The sequence below is a fragment of the Dethiobacter alkaliphilus AHT 1 genome, from assembly GCF_000174415.1.
In the GTDB taxonomy this organism is placed as follows: Bacteria; Bacillota; Dethiobacteria; order Dethiobacterales; family Dethiobacteraceae; genus Dethiobacter; species Dethiobacter alkaliphilus.
The window spans coordinates 18,732-39,585 of record NZ_ACJM01000009.1 but is presented as its reverse complement, the minus strand read 5'-3'; the positions used below and the strand labels follow the sequence as shown (position 1 = coordinate 39,585).

At 49.4% G+C, this 20,854-nt stretch carries 20 protein-coding genes; 9 read left to right on the top strand and 11 right to left on the bottom strand.

The genetic code is table 11. The features are described 5' to 3' along the window. Positions 1-18: 18 nt before the first annotated feature. Complete coding sequence (locus tag DEALDRAFT_RS09380; RefSeq protein WP_008516918.1) at positions 19-600, bottom strand: flavodoxin family protein; 582 nt, start codon at positions 598-600, stop codon at positions 19-21. 152 nt (positions 601-752) lie between these two features. On the opposite strand from DEALDRAFT_RS09380, the gene DEALDRAFT_RS09375 reads away from it, so the two are divergent. Beyond that, the gene (locus tag DEALDRAFT_RS09375) at positions 753-2,183 is read left to right on the top strand and encodes an ammonia-forming cytochrome c nitrite reductase subunit c552 (RefSeq protein ID WP_008516911.1); all 1,431 of its coding nucleotides are present in this window, start codon (positions 753-755) and stop codon (positions 2,181-2,183) included. 31 nt (positions 2,184-2,214) lie between these two features. Here the strand turns inward: DEALDRAFT_RS09375 and DEALDRAFT_RS09370 are convergent, their stop codons facing one another. Next, on the bottom strand, positions 2,215-4,140 hold the full coding sequence (locus DEALDRAFT_RS09370) for an ABC-F family ATP-binding cassette domain-containing protein (RefSeq protein WP_008516909.1): 1,926 nt from the start codon (positions 4,138-4,140) through the stop codon (positions 2,215-2,217). 139 nt (positions 4,141-4,279) lie between these two features. Between DEALDRAFT_RS09370 and typA the strand changes: the two genes are divergently transcribed. Next, entirely contained in the window at positions 4,280-6,106 is a 1,827-nt protein-coding gene (gene typA, locus DEALDRAFT_RS09365; RefSeq protein WP_008516908.1) for a translational GTPase TypA, read from the top strand. 40 nt (positions 6,107-6,146) lie between these two features. Here typA and DEALDRAFT_RS09360 read toward each other — a convergent pair whose 3' ends face one another. Together DEALDRAFT_RS09360 and DEALDRAFT_RS09355 are read right to left on the bottom strand one after the other, a co-directional pair. Continuing rightward, the gene (locus DEALDRAFT_RS09360) at positions 6,147-6,770 is read right to left on the bottom strand and encodes a CBS domain-containing protein (protein ID WP_008516907.1); all 624 of its coding nucleotides are present in this window, start codon (positions 6,768-6,770) and stop codon (positions 6,147-6,149) included. Between the two features lie 236 nt (positions 6,771-7,006). After that, positions 7,007-7,669: a CBS and ACT domain-containing protein gene (locus tag DEALDRAFT_RS09355; RefSeq protein WP_008516906.1), complete on the bottom strand. Its 663-nt coding sequence runs from the start codon at positions 7,667-7,669 to the stop codon at positions 7,007-7,009. Positions 7,670-7,746: 77 nt separating this feature from the next. On the opposite strand from DEALDRAFT_RS09355, the gene DEALDRAFT_RS09350 reads away from it, so the two are divergent. From DEALDRAFT_RS09350 to DEALDRAFT_RS09340, 3 genes are all read left to right on the top strand, one after another. Further along, positions 7,747-9,156 (top strand): FAD-binding oxidoreductase, encoded by a 1,410-nt coding sequence (locus DEALDRAFT_RS09350; protein WP_008516905.1) that lies wholly within the window; start codon positions 7,747-7,749, stop codon positions 9,154-9,156. Positions 9,157-9,395: 239 nt separating this feature from the next. Then, positions 9,396-9,629, top strand: coding sequence for a bacillithiol system redox-active protein YtxJ (ytxJ, locus tag DEALDRAFT_RS09345; RefSeq protein WP_050780803.1), 234 nt, complete (start codon positions 9,396-9,398; stop codon positions 9,627-9,629). A gap of 221 nt (positions 9,630-9,850) precedes the next feature. Next, on the top strand, positions 9,851-10,807 hold the full coding sequence (locus DEALDRAFT_RS09340; RefSeq protein WP_008516903.1) for an NAD(P)-dependent oxidoreductase: 957 nt from the start codon (positions 9,851-9,853) through the stop codon (positions 10,805-10,807). A 118-nt stretch (positions 10,808-10,925) separates the two neighbouring features. On the opposite strand, the gene DEALDRAFT_RS09335 is transcribed toward DEALDRAFT_RS09340, so the two are convergent. The 3 genes from DEALDRAFT_RS09335 to DEALDRAFT_RS09325 all read right to left on the bottom strand — a co-directional run bounded on the left by DEALDRAFT_RS09335 (position 10,926) and on the right by DEALDRAFT_RS09325 (position 12,273). Continuing rightward, positions 10,926-11,294 (bottom strand): hypothetical protein, encoded by a 369-nt coding sequence (locus DEALDRAFT_RS09335; protein ID WP_008516902.1) that lies wholly within the window; start codon positions 11,292-11,294, stop codon positions 10,926-10,928. A gap of 72 nt (positions 11,295-11,366) precedes the next feature. Then, positions 11,367-11,789, bottom strand: coding sequence for a GGDEF domain-containing protein (locus DEALDRAFT_RS09330; RefSeq protein ID WP_008516901.1), 423 nt, complete (start codon positions 11,787-11,789; stop codon positions 11,367-11,369). Further along, positions 11,731-12,273, bottom strand: coding sequence for a hypothetical protein (locus DEALDRAFT_RS09325; protein ID WP_008516900.1), 543 nt, complete (start codon positions 12,271-12,273; stop codon positions 11,731-11,733). Before DEALDRAFT_RS09325 ends, DEALDRAFT_RS09330 begins: the two co-directional genes overlap by 59 nt. Positions 12,274-12,309: 36 nt before the next feature. Here DEALDRAFT_RS09325 and DEALDRAFT_RS17005 point away from each other — a divergent pair, with 36 nt between their 5' ends. The 4 genes from DEALDRAFT_RS17005 to DEALDRAFT_RS09305 all read left to right on the top strand — a co-directional run bounded on the left by DEALDRAFT_RS17005 (position 12,310) and on the right by DEALDRAFT_RS09305 (position 17,044). Next, complete coding sequence (locus tag DEALDRAFT_RS17005) at positions 12,310-12,648, top strand: DUF1622 domain-containing protein (protein ID WP_008516899.1); 339 nt, start codon at positions 12,310-12,312, stop codon at positions 12,646-12,648. A 169-nt stretch (positions 12,649-12,817) separates the two neighbouring features. After that, entirely contained in the window at positions 12,818-14,752 is a 1,935-nt protein-coding gene (locus DEALDRAFT_RS09315) for a DUF294 nucleotidyltransferase-like domain-containing protein (protein ID WP_008516898.1), read from the top strand. 18 nt (positions 14,753-14,770) lie between these two features. Then, entirely contained in the window at positions 14,771-15,580 is an 810-nt protein-coding gene (locus DEALDRAFT_RS09310) for a 3'-5' exonuclease (RefSeq protein WP_008516897.1), read from the top strand. Between the two features lie 138 nt (positions 15,581-15,718). Beyond that, positions 15,719-17,044 (top strand): DUF1015 domain-containing protein, encoded by a 1,326-nt coding sequence (locus tag DEALDRAFT_RS09305; protein ID WP_008516896.1) that lies wholly within the window; start codon positions 15,719-15,721, stop codon positions 17,042-17,044. 161 nt (positions 17,045-17,205) lie between these two features. Here the strand turns inward: DEALDRAFT_RS09305 and DEALDRAFT_RS09300 are convergent, their stop codons facing one another. From DEALDRAFT_RS09300 to pyk, 4 genes are all read right to left on the bottom strand, one after another. Further along, the gene (locus DEALDRAFT_RS09300; RefSeq protein WP_008516894.1) at positions 17,206-18,162 is read right to left on the bottom strand and encodes a histone deacetylase family protein; all 957 of its coding nucleotides are present in this window, start codon (positions 18,160-18,162) and stop codon (positions 17,206-17,208) included. A gap of 98 nt (positions 18,163-18,260) precedes the next feature. After that, on the bottom strand, positions 18,261-18,653 hold the full coding sequence (locus DEALDRAFT_RS09295; protein ID WP_008516893.1) for an FxsA family protein: 393 nt from the start codon (positions 18,651-18,653) through the stop codon (positions 18,261-18,263). Between the two features lie 4 nt (positions 18,654-18,657). Next, on the bottom strand, positions 18,658-19,086 hold the full coding sequence (locus tag DEALDRAFT_RS09290) for an acyl-CoA thioesterase (protein WP_008516892.1): 429 nt from the start codon (positions 19,084-19,086) through the stop codon (positions 18,658-18,660). Between the two features lie 10 nt (positions 19,087-19,096). Then, positions 19,097-20,845: a pyruvate kinase gene (pyk, locus tag DEALDRAFT_RS09285; protein ID WP_008516891.1), complete on the bottom strand. Its 1,749-nt coding sequence runs from the start codon at positions 20,843-20,845 to the stop codon at positions 19,097-19,099. Positions 20,846-20,854: the final 9 nt, after the last annotated feature.

The window sequence follows — 20,854 nt, the reverse complement described above, 5'->3', positions numbered from 1 at the left end:
CCTATTCTTACAATATATTTATTCGGGCCGTTGTTCCTTCATCTGTAAAATCACATGGGCCACATTTTCTGCAAACCTCTCAGCTGTTCGTACGCCTTCTTCATCATCCATGGCCTCTCCCGGCTTTTTACCAAACATTATGTTCCAGTAAGTGGAGCCGGGAACGATCATTTCATTGATAAAGAAGAACATCAGCATCTCCTGAATGGTGGCGGTGGCTCCACCACGGCGGTTAATGGCGATGGGCCCGCCAACTTTGTAGGACAGGAACCGGTCGCCGTTGTAGGAAAGCATCCCCACCCGCTGCAGAAGATTCATTAAATCTCCGCGGGCAGTTCCGAAATAAACCGGTGAACCCAAAATCAGTCCGCGGGCCTCCCTAACCTTATCGGCAACCTCATTTAGGTCGTCATTTAAGACGCAGACCCCTTTGCCGATACATTTACCACAGGCGATGCAGGCCTCTATTTTACGGCCGGCCAGTGAAATTATTTCCGGCTCCAACCCCAACGCCTCGATCTTAGCAGCACACTTTTGCAGAGTCTGCATGGTGTTGCCTTCCTTTTTCGGGCTGCCGGAGATAAGTAATACTTTTGCCATAGCGCATCCTCCTTTCTGTCTGTATGCATATGCTAACATTGTATAATACTTTCCCCGCTTTCGTCCACCGACAGATAAAAATGACAAACAATGTATCTCCTGCAGGTTTTGGGATAAAAATATCAGTATTCCACCACAGGAGGTTCAGTTTTATGGGTACCAGAATTGCAACTGTAGTACTTTTTATGTTTTTATTTGCAGCACCGGCCTTTGCCCAGGGAGAAAACTGCACACAATGCCATGATGATGTAGCCGGTCCTTACCAACAAGGGCCTCACAGCGATATGGACTGCAGCCTTTGTCACGAAAACGGTGAAGCTCACGCGGCAAGTCCGGCGGAAGCACCGGGAGTCAGCGTGGAGGCAGAAATCTGCGGAGATTGCCATGAGCCGCAGTATAACACCTATGTAACCGGTGAAGATGCGGATCAGACTCCGCAGAAACAGGAGCAATACCCGCTGCTTAGGCGGCTGTTGGCCGGGCACCCTTTTGCCGAGGATTACAGGGAACCGCGCTCCCACATTAACATGCTCACCGATTTCGTGGAAACAAGCCGGCCCCGCTCCGCTTTGTGCATGTTTTGCAAAAGCAGTGATGTGTACTGGCAGTGGCAGGATACCATCTCTTATGAGAGTAATACCGGCGAATTGATGGATGCAGGTGTCATTGTAAATCCCATCACCTGTGTCCAGTGCCATAATCCCCACACAGCCGAACTGAGGGTTGTGCAGCCTGCATTAACAGAAGCGCTGGAGCGAATGCCCGAGGAACATCCGGGAAAAGAAGACCCGCTGCAGACGCTGGTGTGCGCTCAGTGCCACGTCAACTACAACTTTAATCCGGGCGCCCAGAGCGTTGAGTTTCCCTATGTTAAAGTAGCGGAAATGCCCGACTACATTGCTTCCACCGATATCTGGCGGGAAACGGGTACAGGCGGCTGGGAACACCCGGATGCCGGCACCATGCTCTACAAAGTCCAGCATCCGGAAACGGAAATGTATTGGGACAGCATCCATCACAACCTGGGCTTAAGCTGTGCCGATTGCCATATGCCGAAAACAACTGAAAACGGCCAGACTTTTACCCTGCACTGGCTTGCCAGCCCATTAAATCACCTGGAACCATCCTGCCTGGGCTGCCATAATGAATCGGAAGAGGAACTGGAAGCGCGGGTCAGAGAAGTGCAGGAAACAGTTTATAGCTTAAACCAAACTGTAATGTCCACCATGGACGGCGCATTGGACAGCCTGGCTGCCGCCGGTGAAGCGGCGGGAGTAAATGAAGACACTTTAGCCGAGGCACGGGAAAACTATTTTCAGGCCCATCTGTTCTGGGAATGGTATGCCGCGGAAAACAGCGCAGGATTCCACAATTCCTCAGAAGCACAGGAGACGCTGGAGCGAGCCCTGGCTTATGCTGAGGATGCCCGGGATCTGGCGGTGGCGGCCCAGGACGGGCAGCCGCCCAATGGCGCTCCACCGGCTGATGATGTGCCGGCAGAAGACCGCTTCCCCGTTCTTCCCTTTTTAGTGGGATTAGCCATTGTGGCCGGCGCCATCATTTACTTTATCAAACGACGCTAACGAAAACCGGGCTCATTGTGAGCCCGGTTTTTTACCCTTCTTCCAACAGGATGGTATACTCTTCCCAGGAAGCAAACAGTTTTTCCAGCATGGCTTTTAACTCTTCCATTTCCTGCCCCTTTTCTGAGGCCAGTTTGTAATCCTCAAACACTTCCGGACAGGCCAGTTCAGCTTCCAGCTCATTAATGCGCTCTTCCACCCGGCTTATTTCTTCCTCAGTTTCCAGAATAGACTGCTCCAGTTTCCGCCGCCTGCGGCGTTTAGCCAACTCCTCTTCCCGCTTTTGTTTCTGAGCTTCCTGGCGGAGGCGCTTGTCATCTTTTTGTGGTTGTTCAATACTTTGCTCTTCCTGATCCCGCTTTTCCACATACTCCTGGTAGGGCATTTTATAATAACGTACGCTGCCGTCACGGACATCCAGTATATGTTCGGTGGTTCGCTTGATAAAATAGCGGTCATGGGTTACCACCAACAGAGTTCCCGGAAAATGCTCCAAAGCACTTTCCAGCTCCTCCACACCGCGAATATCCAGATGGTTGGTGGGCTCGTCCAGCACCAGAAAATTACCTGCATCCAGACCCAGTTTGGCCAGGGCCAACCGGCTGCGCTCCCCGCCGCTTAAATCGGCATTGCGCTTAAAAACATCGTCACCGCTAAATAAAAAGCGCCCCAGATAGTTGCGGGCCTCGGCAAGCGTCATGCCGGAAGCATCCATGATTTCATCCAACGGAGTTTTCTGCGGAGCCACATCCTGCTGATGCTGATCAAAATAAATCATTTGCACGCTGGGTCCCAGCCACACAGAACCCTCATCGGGCTGAAGTTCCCCGGCAATGATTTTCAAAAGAGTGGACTTGCCGGCCCCGTTTGGGCCCACAAGCGCCACACGGCGCCCCCAGCGCAATTCCACATTTACATCACTAAACACCGTATTATTTTCAAAGCGCTTGGCTACATGTTCAAGCCGCACCGCAATATCACCGCTGCGTCCGGAAAATCCGAAATCCAAGGCCATGGATTTGCCCTGTTGAGGCTTATCCACCACTTCCAGTTTATCCAGGCGCTTTTGCCGGCTCTTGGCCTGTCTTTTTTCCCGCTCACCGGTACCCATGGTGCGGATATATGCCGCTTCTTTGGTGATATAATCCTGCTGTTTGCGAAAGGCCTTCTCCTGGGTCACCTTCTCCACTTCCCGCTGGGAGATATAGGCGGAATAATTACCGTTGTAGCTTTTTAGTTGTTGATTTTCCAGAGCCAAAATCCTGCGCGCCACGCGGTCCAGAAAATAACGGTCGTGAGAAACCACCAAAACACAGCCGCGCCACTCTGTCAGGTACCGTTCCAACCATTCCACCGCTGCCATATCCAGATGGTTTGTGGGCTCATCCAATAACAGCAAATCCGGTTCTTCCAGAAGCAGCCGTCCCAGGCGCAGACGGGTACGCTCCCCGCCGGAAAAAGTCTCCACCGGCCTTTTTAAGTCATCGGCATCAAAGCCAAGGCCCACAGTAACAGCCCGCAGCCGGGATTCGGCACTATAACCACCCAGGGCCTCGTATTGCTGCCTGAGCGTGCCGTACTCTTCCATCACCGACTCCAACTCTGCGGGGCTTCCTTCATTGTGAGAGCTGCTCATCTTTTCTTCCAGAATCCTTATACGCTCTGCCAACTGCTCCAGTGTACCAAAGGCACGCCGCAGTTCTTCCTCCATGGTTCCCTGAACCACAGCGCTGGTGCCCTGCTCCAGATAACCCACCGTAGTACCGCGAGCCAGGGTTATGGTGCCCCCATCGGCAGACTCCTGTCCGGTAATAATCCGAAGTAGTGTAGTTTTTCCGGCACCGTTGGGGCCCACAAGTCCTACCCGCTCCCCCTGGTGCAGCTGAAACGAGACGCGCTCACAAATCACCTCGGCACCGTAAGCTTTAGATATCTGATTTAAGGTAAGTACTGTCATGAAAGGCCTCCGTGTTTATCCTGTCTCTTCCGTATAATTCCCCAAAACACAGGGCTTTCCTGCCTGGGCAAAATATTTCTTGTGTGTTATCTTCCTAACTGATATACTTTAAAAGATATGCATTTTGGGAGGAAAGAAAATGGAAATTCGCAATCTGGCCATTATCGCCCACGTTGATCATGGCAAAACCACACTGGTGGACAGCATGTTAAAGCAAAGCGGAATTTTTCGCAGTAATGAAGAAGTGGTGGAGCGGGTCATGGACTCCAATGACCTGGAGAGGGAGCGTGGTATTACCATTCTCGCCAAAAACACTGCAGTTAATTATAAAGGAGTAAAGATTAACATCGTTGATACACCGGGTCATGCGGACTTTGGCGGGGAAGTTGAACGGGCCCTGTCTATGGTGGACGGTGTCCTATTAGTGGTGGATGCCTTTGAAGGGCCCATGCCGCAAACCCGTTTTGTGCTGCGCAAAGCGCTGGAGTTGGGACTGCGCCCCATTGTGGTGGTTAATAAGGTTGACAGAAGCGATGCCCGCCCGCTGGAAGTGGTGGACATGGCTTTTGATTTGTTTGCTGAACTGGGTGCCGATGATGAACAGCTGGATTTTCCGGTGATTTATGCTTCGGCCCGGGATGGTGTCTCCGGACCGGAACCGGAAGAGCTGACCGATACATTGGAACCGCTCTTTGAAATAATTGTAAAGCATGTTCCTTCTCCCGCCGGTGACCCGGCACAGCCTTTTCAGATGCTGGTGGCCAACCTGGCCTATGACAACTATGTGGGCAAATATGCCATCGGCCGTGTCCTGCGGGGCTCACTGACGCCGGGGGATCCGGTGGCGGTTATCCATGCCGACGGCACAGTGGAGAGGGCCAAAACAAATAAGATTTATGTATTTGAGGGTCTGGGCAGAACGGAAGTCAATCTGGCCCAAACCGGGGAAATCGTGGCCCTGTCCGGGCTGGAAAACGCTAACATCGGGGGAACAGTAACCGATCCGGAACATCCGGATCAGCTGCCGGTTCTTGCTGTGGACGAACCTACTCTAACCATGAATTTCCTTGTTAACAACAGTCCCTTTGCCGGTCGTGAAGGCGAATATGTTACATCCAGAAAGCTGCGTGACAGGCTCTTTCGTGAGTTGGACCTAAACGTTTCCCTGCGCGTAGAAGAAACAGATAGCGCCGACTGCTTTATGGTGGCAGGCCGCGGCGAGCTGCACCTGTCCATTCTCATCGAAAACATGCGCCGTGAAGGTTACGAGCTTCAGGTCAGCAAGCCGGAAGTTATCTTTAAAAACATCGACGGCAAAGTACATGAGCCCTTTGAAAACCTCACTTTGGATTTGCCTGAAGAGTATATGGGCGGCGTAATGGAAAGGCTCAGTCACCGCAAAGGCGAAATGCTTAACATGACCCCGGTGGGCAGCGGTGAAGTTCGCCTGGAGTTTCTCATACCGGCGCGGGGACTCATTGGTTTCCGTTCGGAGTTTCTTACCGAAACCCGGGGCAACGGCGTAATGAACCATATCTTCCACGGCTATGAGCCTTATAAAGGTGAAATCACCTCCCGGTATCAGGGTGCACTCATTGCCTGGGAAGATGGCGAGACCACAATTTACGGGCTTCTGGCCGCAGAAGAACGGGGCCAGCTCTTTATCGGTGCAGGCACCAAGGTTTACGAAGGAATGATTGTGGGCCAAAATAACCGGGAAGAAGATCTGGAAGTCAATGTCTGCAAGAAAAAGCACCTGACCAACATTCGGGCCTCATCCTCCGACGACACCGTACGGCTGAAGGAACCCCGCCATCTTAGCCTGGAAGAAGCCATAGAATTTATTGCTGAAGATGAGTTGGTGGAAATCACACCAAAATCAATCCGCTTACGCAAGAAATTGCTCAAAAAACATGAACGGCAGCGCTATAACAAAGAACAGGCCATGAAGAATAACAGAGCTTAAACACAAGCGGCATGCCGGGAGGCATGCCGCTGTTTTTGAATTACTTTTCCACGCACTCACTGTGGCCGCTTACATGGGTTACACGTGCTCCCTTTTCCCGGAGGTAATCCAAAAGCGAGTCCAGATCGTCGCAACCCTGCAGACGCCAAACCGATTTGACCACATTTTGTTCTTCATTACCGGGCAGGACAGTCAGGCTGATAACTTCAACCCCAAAATTGCGAAATGTCTGGTGGGCCTCCACAATGGCTCCCCCCTGAAAGGGCATTTCCAAGGTCAGGCGTATTCCTCCCCGGGTTACGCCAAACATTATTAACATGGCTTTAAACAAATCGGTCTCCGTTATCATGCCAATCAGTTCGCCGTCCTGAATCACCGGCAAACCACCTATCTTATTCTTTTGCATTACAGCCGCTGCTTCATCAAGGGGAGTATCCGCCTCCACAGTAATAACATCTTCAGACATAATATCTTTGACTTTGGTTGCCTGCGTATGTGCAGCACCAACCACATCCAAAAGAGAAACCATACCCACAAGGTGTTCATTATCCAGCACCGGCACATGACGGATGTCCTTTTCCTGCATCAGCTTCAGTGCATCGGGCACAGTTGTGTGGGGCTCCACGTTAATTACGTCCTTGTTCATACTTTCTTTAATTATCACCTTGCTAACCTCCCTGCCTTTCCATTACCTCCACTTAACTACTGCTTGTGCTACATATTATTGTTTACTTATTATTACTTTACAATTCGCGCCCAACTTTGTCTGACACAAATCCTATTAAGAAAGCGGCAGACCTTTTGGCCTGCCGCTGCTTTTAAACTGATTATAACGCTTCGCAGATAGCGAAGCTGCTAATGTGAGCAGTACTGAAAAGAGCGCGCCTTTCTTGATGTATGTTACTGTTCACAAACGTCATTTTCACTGTAATGAATTACCCGATAGCTTTTTTCTTTGAGAAAATCAAGGAGCTCATCCACATTTTCACAGTCCTGCAGCCGCCATACAGACTGACCCACATTTTTTTCTGCATCGCTTGGTAAAACGGTGAGGCTCACCACATTTACCCCGAAATTGCGAAACATTTCCGCAGCCTTTACCAGTGCGCCGTGTTGATCCGGCAATTCCAGAGTCAGCCGCAGACCGCCCCGGGTCACGCCAAACATTTCCAGAACTGCGGAAAAGATATCCGTCTCCGTCACAATGCCCACAACCTGCTCTTCTTTTACCACCGGCAAGCCGCCGATTTTGTTGGTGCGCATCAACAGGGCCGCATCATCAATGGGTGTATCCGGCCCCACACTGATTACATCTTTGGTCATAATATCCTGCACCGGGAGTTTGGCCAACAGGTAGTTTAATTCCCATATGCTTAAACTGGTGGCGGGAGAGGGCGTGGCGCGTACCAAATCAAGCATGGAGACAATTCCTGTCAGCCGCCCTTTCTCCACCACGGGCAAATGCCGCACATCCTTTTCCTCCATTAGGTTGAGCGCATCCGGCACCGTTGTTTCAGGCGAAACAGTAATTACATCCTTTGTCATTCTGTCTTTAATAAGCATTATATGACCTCCTTATTTTTCCTTTGCAGGGAACTATCCTCCGGGTAAAGAAATTAACTGTGATTGGAGGGATTTCTTTGACTTTTCAGCGCATAACAGCTGCCGATTTAGAAATATTACGGTCCATTGCAGGCGCCGAACATATCATTACCGAGCAGGAAAAGCTTTTACCCTATTCCCATGATGAGGTGCCCGGTGAAAAATATCGGGCCTATCCTGAAGTGGTGGTTAAACCCAAAGGTACCAATGAAGTAGCTGCCATCCTGGCCCATGCCAACCGGCGGCGAATTGCGGTGACGTCACGCGGTGCCGGCACAGGTCTTTCCGGGGCGGCAGTGCCGATGGCCGGTGGTATTGTCCTCTCCTTTGAGCGGATGGACAAAATCCTTGAGGTGGACCGGGACAATCTGACCATAACGGTGGAGCCCGGTGTGCTGACCAAAAAAATTAATGATCTGTTGGCGTCCCACGGCCTGTTTTATCCCGGATACCCCATGAGCAAAGAATCCTGTACCGTAGGCGGCAATGTGGCCACCAATGCCGGCGGTGGCAGAGCCGTGAAATACGGCGTAACGGGTCGATATGTTCTGGGCCTTGAAGCTGTACTACCCGGGGGTGAGGTACTGGAATTAGGCGGCAAACGGGTTAAAGACGTAACCGGCTATAACATGATACCGTTAATCGTAGGGTCGGAAGGTACCCTGGCCGTAGTAACAAAGATTATCCTCAAACTCCTGCCTCTGCCGCCGGCGCAGGTGGATCTTCTCTTTTTATTTTCTGATATAGAAAAGGCCACCACCTTTTCCTCCGCCATCACCTCCAAAGCAAAAATCATTCCGGCAGCGGTGGAATTTATGGACCATTTTGCTGTGGAGTTGGCCTGCCAATATTTACAGGAAACACTGCCCCACCAAGCCGGAGCTCTTTTGCTGGTGCAGCTGGACGGTGCAACAGAAAACGAACTGCTAACAGCCTGCGAAACACTGGGTGAGCTGGCAGAAACAATGGAGGTTCTGGAAATCTACATCGCCAATGATGCCGCTACGCGCAAAAAGCTCTGGCAGATCAGAGAAATTATAGCTGAGGCAGTAAAAGCAAAATATCCTGTACAAAGCAATGAAGACATTGTTGTTCCTGTGTCTCAGGTCTCCGCCTTTGTAACCTTTCTGCATCAGCTGGCCCAACGATTTAATTGCCAGGTGGTAAGTTACGGGCATGCCGCCGACGGCAATATTCATGCCCGCTTCCTGAAACGAACCGATCAGTCCCAGGATGAATGGGAAATACAGCTGCCCCTGCTACTTAAGGAAGCATACCGACACGCTGCAGCGGTGGGCGGCACCATCAGCGGTGAGCATGGTATCGGCGCCAAGAAGCGTATGTACCTGCCGGAAGTTATGGGCAGCGCAGAAATAGAGTTAATGCACAGGCTAAAAAAGGCTTTTGACCCTCGCGGCATCCTCAATCCCGGTAAAGTCCTGCCTTAATTCCTCCTGTTACTAAAATACCTGATTTCTCCGGCCCGTTTATTAACAGAAAATGATTTTACGTTGCCCTGAGCTTAAACAGGAGGGATTTAGTTTAAAAAAGAGAAATATCTTCCCACAAGGAGGGATTACCTATGTCCGAGCTTATTACGTTGGAGGATTTGACTGCGCTGGAGGAAGTATTAAAATCTTCGGCAGAAAAAGATGTTCTTATTTTCAAGCATAGCGCCACCTGACCGGTGAGCCGCAATGCCCACCAGGAGGTGGACAAATTTATTGCCGGCGAGCCTGCCACAGTTAAGGTTTGTCGTATAGTGGTCCAAAAGGCGCGCGATGTTTCACAGGCGGTGGCGGAAAAAACCGGTGTCCGTCATGAATCACCACAAGTACTTTTAATCAGAAACGGACAATGCATCTGGAATACATCGCACCGCAGCATAACGAAAAATAAATTGGCCCAGGCCACAGAATAACAAAAAAGCAAGCAACCTTTAGTTAACCAGACTAGCTTAATAGATAGACTGCATAATTTTCTATGCATGTCTATCTATTATTTTTATAATTATGTACCAGGTGTTCAATTGTACAAACCCCGCCCTGAGTGTTAGTATAAAGTCAAATAGGTTGCCATTTTTCTCTTCTGGGATGAATTGGCCTTTCCAGAAGAATAAATAACAAGAAAGGAGAAGTGCTTATGCATAAAACGGTATTTCTTAATGCTGCAAAGATCAACTTTGATGGGAACTTGAACTTTTCCCCGCTGGAATCTATCACAGAAATCACACTTTTTGACCACAGTAACCATGATGAAATTTTAGAGCGTGTAAAGGGTCATCAAGTTGTTATCACAAAGGAGCTGCCATTGCCGGGAGAACTTCTCAGGCAGTTTTTGCCGGATGTAAAACTAATCTGCGAAGCAGGCACTGGTTTCAATAACATTGATATTGCCGCTGCCACAGAAAAAGGAATTACCGTCTGCAATGTTCCCGGTTATAGTACAGAAGCCGTTGCTCAACTGGCAATCACATTTATGCTCAATTTCTGCTCTTCGCTGATTCAGCAGCAATACATGATTAAAGATGGGAACCTGAGTAATTTTTCAAAGCACCTGCAGGTCCCACACGTTGAAATGCAAAACAAAACACTGGGCATTCTCGGAGCCGGCAGCATTGGCAGGCAGGTCATTAAAATAGCCCGCGCTTTTGGTATGAACGTTCTTACTTATTCCAGGACACCTAAACGTTGGGATGACCCGGCAGTGCAGTCTGTAAGCCTTGAAGAATTGCTTCAGCAAAGTGATTTTGTCAGTATCCATTCGCCCCTGACCACTGAAACAAAGTATTTGATAGACAGAAGTAAATTAAAATTAATGAAACCCACTGCATTCTTGATTAATACCGCCAGAGGCGCAATTATTAAGGAAGAAGACCTTATCCCTGCCTTGCAAAACGGTGAAATAGCCGGTGCCGCCCTGGATGTCCAGGATCCCGAACCTCCCAGGCCGGATAACCCACTGTTTACCATGGATAATGTAATCCTAACCCCCCATATCGGCTGGCAGACCATTGAGTCAAGGCAAAGATTGGTTAACCTTCTGGCGCAAAACATTAATGCCTTTAAGCAGGGAAAACCTCTTAACACTGTAAATTAGCTTTTCCATAAGAAACGACTGCCCTGATTGCCTGTACAAAAGAAAAAAACAGGACAGCCCTTATTGTTCAGGGTATCCCGTTTGTTGTCAAGATAACACAGTCCGGCATTAATTAACTCTACTTTCCCGACAGCACTTCCACCACAGGGGTATACAAATGGCGTCGCAGACGTTTTAAGAGTTTTGCCAGTACCGGTGAAGATCTATCGGCAAAAATATAGTACCTTGGCATGTCTGCATGCTGCCACAGTTCAAATGACAATACTCCGTTATTATTTTTCAGGGAGACCACCCAGACCTCCACAGGGCCGCTTTGCGGCCTTATTACAACATAGCTGGGTTCCCCCAGTGTGCTGCGCAGTAAATGGGCACATCTTGCCACCGCCACGGGGGAGAGCACATCTTTGAATTCAGGCAAAACACGCCGGGCGGAGAAAATGGTGCGCTGCGCCAATGCCTTGGCCGCATCCCCCCGCACCACAGACACCGACTGTCCTCCCAAATTATAAAACAAAAAATCATCCCCATACCTTTTTTATTAGTATATGCGGGGATGATTTTATTTTATACTGCTCTGCTCTTCTCTTTGCATCTTGGCAAAATATAAAACACGGGAAGCTTCTTCTATAAGCTGGGAAGCCGACTTCCCCGTTTCGTAGAGAGCTGTTCCAAATGAAGCACTAAGGGGTGGGGTGCCGCCATCTGGCGAGTCTATGGGTGTAGCCTCAAGGGCGGCTGATATTCTCTGGCAGACCAGTTTGGCGTGAATCAAATCTGTATGGGGCAGAATAATAGCGAATTGCCCCCCGCCAGAGCGGGAAATAATATCTGTTGTACGCAGACAATCCTCTAAAACCTCAGCTGTGGCCAGCAACGCCCGGTCACCCTGGGTCACCCCCCAGGTCTTGTTATACTTTTTAAAATCATTTAAGTTCAGCAGAACCAATGATAAAGGTTCTTTGTAACGCCGGGCTCTGTCCATTTCCCGCTCCAGGGTACGCAAAAAAAAAGCGTTGATTAAACATACCGCTCACCGGATCGGTGGCTGTGGTTTTCTGCAAAGTTTCTTCGCGGCGCTTAAGTTTTTCAGCCAACAAGCCGGCAAAAAAAGCAAAAATAAGTGCTGATGCAAAAAAAGCGGCCAACACACCGTAATAGTCCGATGGTTCGGCCAGATACGCCCTGCCGTACCAGATTAGAAAAGGGGAAATACCCAGCGCCGCAATCATTGTGCCTCGCTGCCCCAGATAAAAACAAAGAATAATTGCGGGTATCAGCCAGAGAGAATACACCAGTATCCGCACTGCCAGATGCTCTCCCGGGGTGAGAAAAAAATACTCCGCCAGCGGGGGAATAAAATAAAGTGCCAACAGCACTTCTCCCATGGCGCTGGGAAGTCTGCGCTGCTTTGGCAGCAAGTCGGCATCAGGAAACCGGTTTGTTGCTGCATTTTGCTTACTTTTCATAAAGCACCTCGTTATTTTTCATTGGGGGGATATACTTTGGACTTCATTCATCTGATGGAAGAAATGTTAACCGATGTTACCTTGGTTTTAGTCCATATGCTGGAAATTTTCGGAGCCATAATTATTCTGTATGCCGGCACCGGAACTTTCCTGCGTTTTCTGCAAAAAAGTAAAGATGGTCGGGAAGCTCGCCTGGACTTTGCCCGCTACCTGGTTTTTGGCCTGGAATTTAAGCTGGCAGGAGAAATACTTCGCACCATGGTTGTGCGCACTTTCAATGAAATCGCTATCCTGGGTGCCGTTATTCTTTTGCGTGCCGCCCTTAATTTCATCATTCACTGGGAAATACGCCAGGAGCAGCAGGAACACGACTAAAAGCACACTAAATTAATTCGCATTCGCCCCCTTAATTTCCTTCTTTACCGGTATTCGGAAAAACAGACTGTTTTTTGATTGACCTGTTGCAGATAAGCCAAAGTTATTATATAATGGACTAAGTAGTAGAAATTTTCTGAAAAATATATATCGGGAGCAGGTGTCATAGATGAAGCTCTTATTGCACAACGGCCAGTCGACCGATGTCACCAGCATTCTTAGAAAAGTCACACCATTTCATCTGCTGGATACCAAAGTTATTGACACTATAATAGAAAAAGCAGAAATCCGTGAGTTCCCAAAGGGCTCCTATGTTTTTCGCCAGGGCGACCCCTCTTTGCAAACCCTGTTTGTCATCGTTTCCGGCTCTGCAGAGGTAACGGTTTTAAACGAGCAGGATAGAGAAGTTGTGGTGGGACGCCGAAACGAGCTGGACTTTTTTGGCGAAACTGTATTTCTCTCGGAAGAACCGTACTCCGCATGCGTGCGGGCCGCAGAGGATTTGACCTGCATTGTAATCCCCAACGAAATTTTTGAAAACATATTGTCACATAACGCCGACTTTACCAGTTCCTTCAGCCGCATTCTGGCTGACCGTATGCGCAATGTTTATTTTGCGCTGATTACCGAGAATGAGCCTGGCCATACCCCCATAGAGCAGCCAATGCGCAAACGTGTGGCCAACTTAATGTCTGCCCCTCCTGTAACCTGCGCTCCTGAAGACGAGATACAGGCCATTGCTGAAAAAATGACCTCCGGAGGAGTTTCTTCAGTGGTGGTGGTCGACAAGGACGGAAAACCGCTGGGTATCATTACAGAAAAGGATTTGGTAGGTAAAATCCTGGCCCGGGGCGATTTTCTTAAACGCATCACCGCTTCCACCATAATGAGTACAAAACTGTTGACGGTGGCACCCGGTGCGTTTTACTATGAAGCTTTGCTGATCATGGTGCGCAATAAAGTAAAGCACCTGGTGGTTATAGATAATAACAAACTGGTGGGCATCGTCACCATCCGGGATTTAATGATTTCCCGCAGCACCGGCGCTCTCTCCATCGTTAACAGCATCGAAGAACAAACTACCATTGAAGGCCTGGCCAAAGCCAGTAAAGAAATCGACAAGGTACTGCAGGCTCTGGTTTCTGAAAATGCCACCAGCAGGGAAATCCTGAAGATTATTACCGAGTTTTTCGATCGGCTCACCCGTAAAGTAATTCAGGTTTGTGAGCGTGAAATGATTAAAGAGGGCCACGGCGCCCCCCCTGTTGCTTACAGTTGGATTACCATGGGCAGCAGTGGTCGTCAGGAACAGTTCGTAAAAACGGATCAGGATAACGGCATTATTTATGAAAATGTGCCGGACGACAAAGAAGAAGAAGTGGCTCAATATTTTCATGTTTTTGCCGAAAAAGTGGTAGAAGGCCTTTATCAATGTGGATTTGCCAAATGCAAGGGAAACGTGATGGCCTCAAATCCGTTTTGGTGCCGCTCCTTTAAAAACTGGCGAGAAGTTATTACTGAATGGCTTAATAAACTGGACTCAGAAAATGTCCGCATGATGACCATTTTCCTTGACTTTCGCCATGTATACGGCAAAAAAAGCCTTTGTGACCTGCTGAGGAACTTTGTGACCCGCAGTTTCCAGAAATCTTCCACCGTCTTACTGTTTCTGGCTAAAGATGACCTGAATCACCGGGTACCGCTAAATTTTTTCAAACAAATCATCACCGAGAAATCAAAAGAGCATCGAAATATGGTAAACTTAAAAGGTGCGGCCTGCGTGCACATGGTAGATTGTTTACGAATCTTTTCCCTGCGCGAAGGAATCGTGGATACCAACAGCTTTAGCCGGCTGGAACAGCTGGCCAAAAGAAGGGTCTTTTCCCCTGACGACACCGAAATGTTTGCCTCCGCGTATGAAACGCTGATGATGTTTCGTATCCGGCAAAGCCTGTACCAGTTGAGTATCGGTAAACAGCCGGATAATTATATCAACCCCAATGAGTTGTCAAAAAAGGACAAAGCAGCTCTGCGGGAAGCATTTTTGGCGGTGGACCGCCTACAGAATCTGACCGGGCATGCTTTCTACGCATTCGTCGGTTAACAGCAAGGAGTGAGTGAAATGCTGCCTTTCACGAACTTAAACAGGGATGTACCTGTAATGGAAGCTCGTCCGTCAAAGCTGCAGATGCTTGCCAACCGCCTGTTTTACTGGTATTTTAAACTGCGTGCCGAACGCAAAGGCTTTCATAACGACTATGAACCGGAACCTACGGTGACCTCGGCTCTGGCAGAAAAATCACTGCAGCTAAAAGAACGGGCAGACTGGGATGTACCGCTAAAAGACAGCCGCTATATTATTTTTGACACGGAAACCACCGGCTTTTACCCCTATCAGGGTGATGAAATCATTAATATTGCCGCAGTGGTGATTGAAAACGGTGAAATTAAGGAAGACCAAATCTTTGATGAACTGGTAAATCCGCACCGCAGCATTCCACAGGCTGTCTGTGATCTGACAGGTATCACCGATGATATGGTTGCGGACAAATGCGGCATCTGCAGTGTACTCAGCGACTTTTTAGATTTTATCGGTGATTCTGTGTTGGTTGCCCACAACGCAGAGTTTGACCTGGCTTTTTTAAACATCAAACTAAACTGGTACACCCAAACAGAAATTTACAATCCTGTCATTGACACATATAAGCTGGGCCGCGCCCTCTATCCGCAACTTTTGTCGCATGATCTGGACACACTCATCAGGCATCACCGGGTAAAAGAGCGCCCCCGTCATACAGCTTTAGGTGATTCTTTAATGACCGCAGAAATTTTCCTCGACTATCTTAAAAAGCTGGAAAAAGAGGAAATCACCACTCTGAAACAGTTATATTACTATCTGCACCTAAAAGATAATTTGGCCTTCTGCACCTGATATTTTGCCAATTTTATCAACTGTCAAAACTATGCAAATTTCAGTATAAGAATGCAACGGCTCCGGATTTTCCGGAGCCGTTGCATTCTGTGCTAAATTGCGATAAAATCAAAACAGTTTACCGGAGGAGGGAATTTAATGGCAAAAATTGTGCCTATTCGCGGCGTTCGTTACAATCCTGAAAAGGCGGGAGAAATGGCTGATCTGGTCACCCCCCCCTATGATGTTATTGACGAAGCTGAACAGCGCCGCTTCTATGAAAAAAATGATTATAATGTGATTAGGCTGGAATACGGTGAAGTTCAGTCCACCGACCACCAACAGGAAAACCGTTACACCCGTGCCCGGGAATTTTTTACTTCCTGGCTGGAAGAAGAAATTCTTATCCACGACGAGAATTCTTCCATATACCTTTACGAACAGGAATTTACCGCAGGAGATACTCGTCTGACCCGCAGTGGGTTCATCGCCGGAGTGGGCGTGGAGGATTATGAAACGGGAAAAATTCTCCCCCATGAGGAAACCCTGTCCAAAGCCAAGGCCGACCGTCTGGAATTATTGCGCCATTGTCACGCCAACTTCAGCCCCATTTTCGGACTCTACGATGATCCGGCACTGACGGTGGAAAACATTGCCGCCCGTTACAAACAGGAACTGCCCGATTTGATGTTTACCGATGAAGGCGGCGAAACCCACCGCCTGTGGATTGTAAGTGACAAAGAAGACCTGCAAACCATTCAGAGCTTTTTTACTCCGCAAAAAGTCTACATTGCCGACGGTCATCACCGTTACGAAACGGCCTTGAACTTCCATAAAGAGATGCAGGCACAGGGTAAAAATGATTTTGGTTTCTGCCTGATGACCCTGGTGAACCTCCATGATCCGGGACTGGTCATCTACCCCACCCACAGAATGATTAAAAATGTGCAAAACTTCAACAAAGATACTTTCACTGAAGAGCTATCCAAAGTCTTTACCATAAAAGAGTTGGAGCTGCCCGCTGCCAATCGGGCTGAAAATTTAAGCACCGCTTTACAAAACATGGAGAACAAAATTGACAACCAGCATGCCTTTTTGGCCTATGTGGGAGACGGTAAGCTATACGAGCTTACTTTTCCCCGTGACGTGGACAACCATGTAATGGCCCACCGTTGCGGCAGCAAGTCACCGGCTTGGCGTAATCTTGACGTGGCTGTGCTGCAGTGCCTTATCCTTGAAGATATATTAGGTATCGATCAGGAAGCACGCACAGGCGGAGTCAACCTGGCCTATACCAGGGAGGAAGTGGGCGCCCTGGACAAAGTGGATAGCGGAGATTTTCAGGCGGTAATCTTTATGAACCCCACATTGGTGCGGGAAGTGACGGAAGTGGCTGCCGCCGGTGATAAAATGCCCCAGAAATCCACCTACTTCTACCCCAAGTTAATCACCGGACTGGTGATTAACGATTTCACCGTAAAATAAGTATATAAACCGGCTATGAACCGAACCCACAAGAAAGGCGCGCTCTTTCGGTTTCCTCAGCGCGCGCTTTTCAGTACTGCGCACATTAGCAGCTTCGCTATCTGCGAAGCGTTATATTTTCTAGCAGTATGCAAAAGGAGCGCTGTGCGCTCCTTTTTTCTTTAAATATTATGGAAGGCTTTAACTTCCCCAATGATGCGGAAAGGGTCATCGTAGATGGGTTCTGCCGGCGGGGCCGGTTCATGGTTTAAGGGTCGGTCCCAGCCGCTCAATTCACTGAGGATGGTTACCACCGCTTCTGCCAGGCCGCCTAAGTGATAGCCGCCTTCCAGCGTAAGCACCACTTTACCGTCACAGTACTCCTCTGCTATTTGTCGTGCATGACGGGCCATCATGGCAAAGCCGGCAAAACTCAGGTTCATGGAAGCCACCGGATCGTTGTGATAACTGTCCTGACCGGCGGAGACCATTAATAATTCAGGACGAAAACGGTCTGCCAGGGGGCGGATAATTTCGGTAAATACCTGGCTGTACACTTCATCTCCGCAACCGGGAGGCAGCGGAATATTAACGTTATACCCCTCCCCTGCTCCCTCGCCCTTTTCCTTAAGATGGCCGGTGCCGGGAAATAACGGGCTCTGATGCGGTGAAACAAAGAGCACCCCGGGATCATGGTAAAACGCTTTTTGGGTGCCGTTGCCGTGATGGACATCCCAATCCAGAATCATAATCCGGGAGAGACCGAATTCTTCCTGAGCATGGCGGGCGGCAATGGCCATATTATTAAACAGACAAAACCCCATGGCTCGGTGTGGCTCGGCATGGTGCCCAGGGGGGCGGCCAAAGGAAAAGGCCACATCCAGATTGCCGCGCATTACGGCACGCATGGCTGTCAGGGCTCCGCCGGCGGATAACAGGCCCACGTCATATGACTCCGGCGTTAGATATGTATCGGGATCCAGCTGCGGTTTGTGCTGTTGGCAAAGCTTGTGTACATAATCAATATGCTGCCGGGTATGGACTTTGGCCACCTCATCAACAGAGGCCGGCATTGGCGCCAACTGTTCCAGTTTGTCAAACAGATTCTGCTGCTTCAACAAGGTAAGGATTGCCTGCAAGCGTTCTTTTTTTCCGGATGTGTGTCACGGGTATGCAAAAAATAATTGGGGTGATATACAATACCGGTCTTTTTTGTCAAAACGGTTCACTCCTTGCACTAACGCCAAAATATTTGTAATGAGCCATCCTCCAGAGCTTTTTTCAGTTTGCGACGTATCACTGCTTTTATGCTTTTTCTTGTGCCGGGAATAAGAAAAAGAAAACCTGCGGTATCCGAAATCAGCCCCGGCGTCAAAAGAAATGCAGCACCTACCAATACCAGCACGCCGTCTAACAGTTCATCGGCGGGCAGCTGACCAAAACGCAGCGCTTCACTGATGCGGCGTAAAACGAGGAAACCCTGCGCTTTGGCCAAAAACACACCGAAGAAACCGGTGGCCAGCACCAAAATTATGGTGGGAGCGGTGCCCACCCGCTTGCCCAGTTCTATTAACAGATACAGTTCAATTAACGGTCCTAATGTAAACAGCAGTAATAGTTTAGCAAACATTATTCTACTCCGCATGTTCCCCGGAAGCTTCCTGCAGGCGCTTCCAGAGGAACGGATTATATTTTTTCAGCACCACCGGCCGGCCCTGGCGGTTAACAAATGCATGTTCTGTCTCGCCTATGGCCAAAAGCTCATTTGTTTGCCGGCGAAATAGTTCATACTTAAACAGAATCCGCACTTCCTGCAGGGAAGCTATGCTGGTTACCACACGAACCTCATCATCATAACGTGCCGGGGATTTATACTGACAAAAAGCTTTGGTTACTGGCAGAAGTATATCGTTTTTTTCCACCTCACTGTAAGGCATGCCCAACTCGCGAAAATATTCAGTTCTACCAACCTCCAGCCAGGCCAGATAATTGGCATAATAAACTACTCCCATCTGATCCGTTTCCGCGTAGCGGACCCGGATTAACGTCTCCCCGTGTTTCATCGGATCACTCCTAAAATATAGTGGCCTTACCCCGGTAAACTAAGCCGCGGACCGTATCCAGGGTCAGCAGGTCTCCATCCCTGAGCCGGCTGGTGGCACCGGCGGCACCCACAATCACCGGTAAACCCATATGCAGTGCCACCACGGCGGCATGGGAGGTCAGGCCTCCTTCTTCCACCAGGACTCCTGCTGCTTTTTCCAGATAGGGAACAAAGCTGCTGTCGGTGGCCGGCGCTACCAGGATCTCTCCCTCTTCCAGCTTGGCAGCTTCGGCACCGGTGGCGGCTATGCGGGCCCGGGCGGTAACAGGATTTTTCCCCAGACCTGTACCCTGCAGCACAATATCTCCCACTGTATGGACCCTCAGTAGGTTTGTTGAGCCGCTGACCCCCACCGGCACACCGGCGGTGATAAGAATTAAATCACCGTTTTCAATATAGCCGCTGACCAAAGAGGCTTCTATGGCTGCTGAAAACATTTCATCTGTGGAAGTGGTGGGCCGGCACATTACCGGAAACACACCCCAGGTCAGCGCTAACTTTCTGACCACATGTTTGCGGGGTGTAACGGCAATGATACGGGACTTAGGCTTATATTTTGAGACATTGCGGGCGGTAAAACCGGACTGGGTGGCGGTGATAATGGCAGAAGCGCCCAGTTCCTGTGCCGCATGGCATGTGGCATAAGAGATGGCATCGGTTACACTGCGCTCCGCAGGAGGGTCAAAGCTTTCCAGGATGCGGGCATAGTGCAGGGCGGTTTCGGTACGCTCCGCAATTCGGCTCATGGTCTGCACCGTCTCCAACGGGTACTTGCCCACCGCAGTCTCGCCGGAAAGCATCACCGCATCTGTGCCATCAAAGATGGCGTTGGCCACATCACTGGCTTCCGCCCTGGTTGGCCGTGGATTACGAATCATTGAATCCAGCATCTGCGTGGCGGTAATCACCGGTTTTCCCGCCGCGTTGCACTTGGAAATGATCATTTTCTGTACCAACGGCACCTCTTCGGCGGGAATTTCTACCCCTAAATCACCGCGGGCCACCATAATACCGTCGGCAGCCTCCAGAATTTTATCAATGTTATCCACGCCTTCCTGGCTTTCAATCTTGGCAATGATGTGGATTGTGGAACGATGGGCTTCCAGGATAGACCGGATAGCAATAACATCATCTGCTTTGCGCACAAAAGAAGCGGCAATAAAGTCCAAATCACTTTTAATGGCAAATAAAATGTCTTCCCGGTCTTTCTCAGAGATTGCCGGCAAATTCAGTCTGGCTCCGGGGATATTTACCCCTTTGCGATCTGAAAGATCCCCGCCGGTAATGACCCGGCAGCGCACCTCAGTTTCAGTCACTTCTTCCGCTTCCATTACAATCAAGCCGTCATCCAACAGTATCTTCATGCCGGTCTCTACATCGTTTACAATACCCGGGTAGTTAACACTTACCATTTTATCTGTCCCTGCCACTTCGGCTGTGGTCAGTGTAAAAACTTGCCCTTCTTCTAAACGGACTTTGCCGTCGGCAAAGGTACCGATGCGGATTTCCGGCCCCTTTGTATCCAAAAGCAGGGCCAGATCCTGCTGATTTTCGGCGGCAGCCTGACGGGCCGCAGCTATGGTAACCGCATGTTGGTCATGGGTACCATGCGAAAAGTTCAGCCGAGCCACATTCATTCCTGTGTCAAGCAGTTTTTTCAGCATCGCCACACTGCTGCTGGCGGGACCCAAAGTACATACGATTTTTGTCCTGCGCATCTGTATCCC